Origin of the sequence: Kitasatospora sp. NPDC057518 (genome assembly GCF_042802075.1) — a bacterium.
Classification (GTDB): domain Bacteria; phylum Actinomycetota; class Actinomycetes; order Streptomycetales; family Streptomycetaceae; genus Kitasatospora.
In genome coordinates, this window is record NZ_JBHVEU010000581.1 from 1 (window position 1) to 4,754 (window position 4,754).

At 72.6% G+C, this 4,754-nt stretch carries 4 protein-coding genes; 1 reads left to right on the forward strand and 3 read right to left on the reverse strand.

Features of this window, described 5'->3' with window-relative positions:
• From ACFU7Z_RS36480 to ACFU7Z_RS36490, 3 genes are all read right to left on the reverse strand, one after another.
• A partial coding sequence (locus ACFU7Z_RS36480; RefSeq protein ID WP_380782343.1) for a carboxymuconolactone decarboxylase family protein occupies nucleotides 1-940 on the reverse strand: 940 nt, incomplete at its 3' end.
• Between the two features lie 203 nt (nucleotides 941-1,143).
• Nucleotides 1,144-2,799 (reverse strand): FAD-dependent oxidoreductase, encoded by a 1,656-nt coding sequence (locus tag ACFU7Z_RS36485; RefSeq protein WP_380740993.1) that lies wholly within the window; start codon nucleotides 2,797-2,799, stop codon nucleotides 1,144-1,146.
• Nucleotides 2,796-3,326 carry a DUF5987 family protein gene (locus tag ACFU7Z_RS36490; protein WP_380782345.1) on the reverse strand — a complete coding sequence of 177 codons (531 nt, stop codon included), beginning with the start codon at nucleotides 3,324-3,326 and terminating at the stop codon, nucleotides 2,796-2,798. Before ACFU7Z_RS36490 ends, ACFU7Z_RS36485 begins: the two co-directional genes overlap by 4 nt.
• A 578-nt stretch (nucleotides 3,327-3,904) precedes the next feature.
• On the opposite strand from ACFU7Z_RS36490, the gene ACFU7Z_RS36495 reads away from it, so the two are divergent.
• Nucleotides 3,905-4,696, forward strand: a complete 792-nt coding sequence (locus ACFU7Z_RS36495) for a helix-turn-helix transcriptional regulator (RefSeq protein ID WP_234348608.1) — start codon at nucleotides 3,905-3,907, stop codon at nucleotides 4,694-4,696.
• The last annotated feature ends 58 nt before the right edge of the window (nucleotides 4,697-4,754 follow it).

The following is a 4,754-nucleotide window of genomic DNA, read 5'->3' on the forward strand; positions in this document are numbered from 1 at the left end:
CGACGAGACCGTCGTCGACCCGGTACGAGGCCTTGGCGACCAGCAGCGCCAGCCGGCCCGCCGGGCGCTGCTCCTCGGGCAGGGCCGACACCTCGTCCTCGACCCAGGCGCGGCCGGTCCCGGGCGGGCCCCCGTCCCACCCGGCGAGCCCGGCCGTCACCAGCCGCCGGACGCCGTCCGGCACCGAGCGGGCCCCCGCCTCGTCGATCGCGGCCGCCGCCCGCGCGAACGCGCCGGCGATGCTCGGGGTGCCCGCCGCCCACCGCAGATCCGCCGGCAGCGGCGCGGAGGGCAGCAGGTCCAGCGAGGCGCCGGCCGGCGGGGTGCCGCGCGCGCTGCGGCGCATCAGCCGGCCGAGCACGGCCGTCGCCGCCGACCGCGCGGGCGCCGGGAGGCCGGCCGGGAGCGGGCTCTCCTCCAGGAACAGGTTGACCATGCGGTTCAGGTAGTGGAAGGTGACCGCCACGCCGACCAGTTCGGGCACCCGGTCCGCGGGGAACGGCGGTCGCGCACCCCGGCCGCCCGCGCCGTCCCCGGTCTCCCGGAGCCAGTCGGCCACCTCCCGCTCCCTCCCCGCCGCCGCCCTGGCCCCGGCGGACGCCCCCGGTCCGGGCCGCAGCGCGGCCAGCGTCGCGCCGTGCACCTCGGTGCAGAACGGGCAGGCGTTGGCCTCCGACACGGCGACGGCCACCGCCTCCTTGAGCGCCCGGTCGACCCGCCCGGCGGCGAGCAGGGTCTCCCGGAGCATCACCCACGAGGCGGCGAGCACCGCCGGCGAGGGCGCGTGCAGGCCGATCGGCGGTGCGAGCAGGCCGAACTCCCGCTCGACCTCGGCGTAGACCCGGGCCACCTCCTCCCCCGCGTCGGCCGGGCGGACCGGGGCGACCCGGCGGATCTGCGCCAGCGGCCGCAGGGCCGGCCGCAGCAGCGGTATCACCATCGGTCTCCTCCTCTCTGGCTCGATCTGTCGCCGTGGCGCACTTGGGACGTGTCTGACAATTCCCGCCGGGTGCGCGACGCCGGGGCACGCACCTCGCCGCGTTGTCGTCGGTCGCCAATGCTCCGCAGTGGCTCCCTCCTCCGCCTTGCGATGCACGCACCCCAACGCCGCGCCCTGATCCGACGCCAATGGTCAGACACGCCCTAAGGCCGCGTCAGGCCGGGCAGTTGCGTCCGCACCCCGCGCCGTCCGCTGGTCCCGCCGTCCGGCGAGGGCGCGCCGTACCGGACGTTCACGCCGCGCTCCCGCGCTGCGCGCACGATGCCGGGGACGGCGCGTTCGGCGAGCGCGGAGATGGTCAGCGCGGGGTTGACGGTGAGCGCTCCCGGGACGGCGGAGCCGTCGGTGACGAAGATGCCCGGGTGGTCGCGGAGTTCGTGCCGGTCGTCGAGCGCCGAGGTCCCCGGGTCGTCGCCGATCCGGCAGGACGCCAGCGGGTGCACGGTGTAGGCGCCCACCAGGTCGTTGGTCCACGGCATGACGCGGGCCAGGCCGTCGCGCTCCAGGATGTCCTTCACCACGGCGTCCGACTCGGCCCAGCCGCGCAGGGTGTTCTCGGTCGGCCGGTACCTGATCGGTCCGCGCCCGAGCATCTGCTGGGAGATCCGGTCCGCGTTGCCGGTGGCCGGCGGCGGGCCGAAGACGCCCTCGTTGTCGTCCTCGACCATGGTGAAGACGGTCAGCCAGGACTGCCACCGCCGGACCATCTCCTTCTTCTCCACGCCGAACCAGCCGGGGCCGGTCGCGTCGGGCACCTGCGCCAGGATGGTGCCGAACCCGGGCGGGAAGTAGAGCTGTTCCAGGGAGAACCGCGAGTGCTCCGGGAGCGAGCCGTCGAGGTTGTCCCAGCTCGCCACGACCGGCCCCTTGCCGATCTGGTTGGCCCCGAACGCCAGGCCGTCGGAGCGCTTGAGCCCGAGCAGGTCGCGGGCCCGGTCCTCGTCGACGACGGCCGTGTTGAGGCGCTCCCCGTTGCCGGAGAAGTAGCGGCCCACGGCGGAGGGCATCGTGCCGAGGTCCGCCTCGGAGCGCTGGAGGATCACCGGGGTGGCGCCGGCGCCGGCCGCGAGCACGACGATCTTCGCGTCGATCGTGCCGCTGCCGACGTGCACCCGGTAGTCCGTGTCGTCGACGACCTCGTAGTGCACCCGGTAGCCGCCGCCGTCCGTCCGGGAGAGCCGCTGCACCTCGTGCAACGGCCGGATCTCGGCCCCGTGCGCGAGCGCGGCGGGCAGGTAGTTCAGCAGCAGCGACCGCTTCGCGTCGAAGCGGCAACCGGACATCATCCAGTTGCAGTTGGTGCACTTCGCCCGGTCGATGGCGGCCGGGACGGGGTTGGCGGTGCGCCCCGCGTGGTCGCAGGCGGCGGCGAACAGGCCGCCCGCGTAGGTGACGTCGTTCCAGTCCTGCTGGGTGATCGGCAGCGCCTCGGCCACCCGGTCGTACCAGGGGTCGAGGGTGTCCCTGGTGATGGCCGCCGGCCACATCCGGCGGCCGATGCCGCCGCGGCGCTCGAAGGCGAACCGGGGCGCGCGCGGCATCGCGGCGAAGTACACCACGCTGCCGCCGCCGACGCAGTTCCCGCCGAGCAGGCTCATGCCGTCGCCGACCACGAAGTCGAAGATGCGGGTGTACGAGGACCCGAGCAGGAAGTCGTGCTCGAAGTCGGGCGCCTCCAGCCACGGGCCGCGCTCCAGCACGGTGACCCGCGCGCCGCCGGCCGCCAGGTGGTAGGCGGCGATGGCGCCGCCGAAGCCGCTGCCGACGATCAGGACGTCGGTGCTCTCGGTGCTCGTCATGCGGGGCTCCCTGTGGACGTGGTGCCCGGGTGGGGTTCGGCCAGCTGCCGCCGGTACGAGAAGTCGGAGAACCGCCACAGGCCATCGGCGTCCGGGTCCATGAACCCCATCGCCGTGAGACCGGGGTGGCCCGCCGCGATCGCGTCCGCGGTGTGCAGGTGGGCGGCGGTGTCGTAGGCCATGTTGCTGAACAGCGCCAGCAGGACCCACAGTTCGCGCTCCGGGTGGTCCGGGCCGGTCAGCGTCCGCACCAGGCCGGTCCGGTCCGCGAACGGAAGGGCGACGAACGGCGGCACCGCGTCGTCGAGCGGCAGGCCGTGCTCCTGCGCGTAGGCGCGGGCGTGGCGGTTGAGCGCCTGCTCGTAGTCGTCCAGGGCGTTCGACAGCCCGGTCGCGGGCGTCTCCAGCAGTTCGATGGCGCCTGCCTGCACCGCGCCGCCTCCGGTCGAGGCGCCGGCCACGGCCCGGTCGTCGGGGGAGCGCTTCTCCCCCGGGACGATCGTGTCCGCGAACGCCTCGAGCGTCATGGTGCGGTAATCCTGCTGATCTGGGATACGCGAGCCCACCGGCATCTCCTCAGGTGGTCGTCGAAAAAACGGGCCCGACGCACCGGCCGACCCCGATTCGCATACGCGACTTTGGCATCGTCCGGGCAATACCTCCACCTCCGCATCTCCTGCGTTGCTGAGGAGCGTTGATCGGCTTCGGCGTCCTCAACCCGGCGGCCGCGCGGCGGCGTTGACCTGTGAGCGCACCATCCCCCACCGCGGGTCGGCGGTGGTGCGCACCCGATCCCGCCCGTTCCGGCAATCGCCCTTGACAATCGGGTTCAAACATACGAACCCCCCCGGCATCCCAACTTTCAGACATGCCAACGGAATGTGCCAACGCGCCATTGCACTTGTCATGCACCAACTGATAACGTCGTCTCTCGTTATGGCGGCGGCCCCCTTTCGTCCTCCCCTTTCCGGCGGGGGACGCCTTCGCATGCCATGGCCTCTCTGACCGCCGGCCCGGAAACCACGGCCGCGACTTTCGTACCCGACCATCGCACGGGCGGAATTTCTGTTCATTCGCATGTACAGCAGAGAACCTGGAGTCGATCATGAAATCTGCCATCGAGCAAGCCGTGACCCGGGCCATCGAGACCATGCACGAGAACATCGGCGAGCTGCTGACCATAGACGATATGGCGCAGGCGGCCATGTACAGCAAATTCCATTTCTCCCGTGAGTTCCAACGGATGACCGGGGTCTCGCCACGGCGATTCCTCTCCGCCATACGCCTGGAGACCGCGAAACGCCTCCTCATCGAGACGACGTTCACCGTGACGGAGATCAGCCACCGGGTCGGGTACAACAGCGTCGGCACCTTCAGCTCCCGGTTCACCAGCAGCGTCGGCGCCTCCCCCACGATGTTCCGTCAGCTCCGGGGCTTCACTCCCCGGATCGAGGTCGACTTACACGGCCGGGGCCGCGGCGCGGAACTCTCGACGTTCCGGGGCGAGATCCGGGCCTCGGTCGCGGGGGACCTCGGCCGGGTGTTCGTCGGGCTCTTCCCCACCCGGATCCCGGAGGGACGGCCGGCCGCCTGTTGCGTCCTCCCCCGCCCCGGGGCCTTCCTGCTCGACCGGGTGCCGAGCGGCACCTGGTACCTGCTGGCGCACTCCGTCCCCGTCTCCTTCGACGAGGTGCTGACGGGCGACGGCGAGGTCTCGGTGGGATCGGTCGGACCGATCGAGGTGCGGCCGGACGTGCCGCTGCTGCCGATGGAACTGCGGCTGCGCCCGATCCGGGCCCTGGACCCACCGGTCCTGCTGGCGCTGCTGGACGTACGGTCGACGGCGTTCAACGAGCTGTCCCAGGTCGCCGAGGCCCCCCGGGCCGACAGCGCCTGAGCCGCCGCCCGCCCCGACAGGACGGTGAAGACCCGACGGACGGCGAAGTCCTTACGGC

Coding starts and splice junctions, on each gene's coding strand:
- ACFU7Z_RS36485 (WP_380740993.1), bottom strand. CDS start 2,799: ATGACGAGCACCGAGAGCACCGACGTCCTGATCGTCGGCAGCGGCTTC.
- ACFU7Z_RS36490 (WP_380782345.1), bottom strand. CDS start 3,326: ATGACGCTCGAGGCGTTCGCGGACACGATCGTCCCGGGGGAGAAGCGC.
- ACFU7Z_RS36495 (WP_234348608.1), top strand. CDS start 3,905: ATGAAATCTGCCATCGAGCAAGCCGTGACCCGGGCCATCGAGACCATG.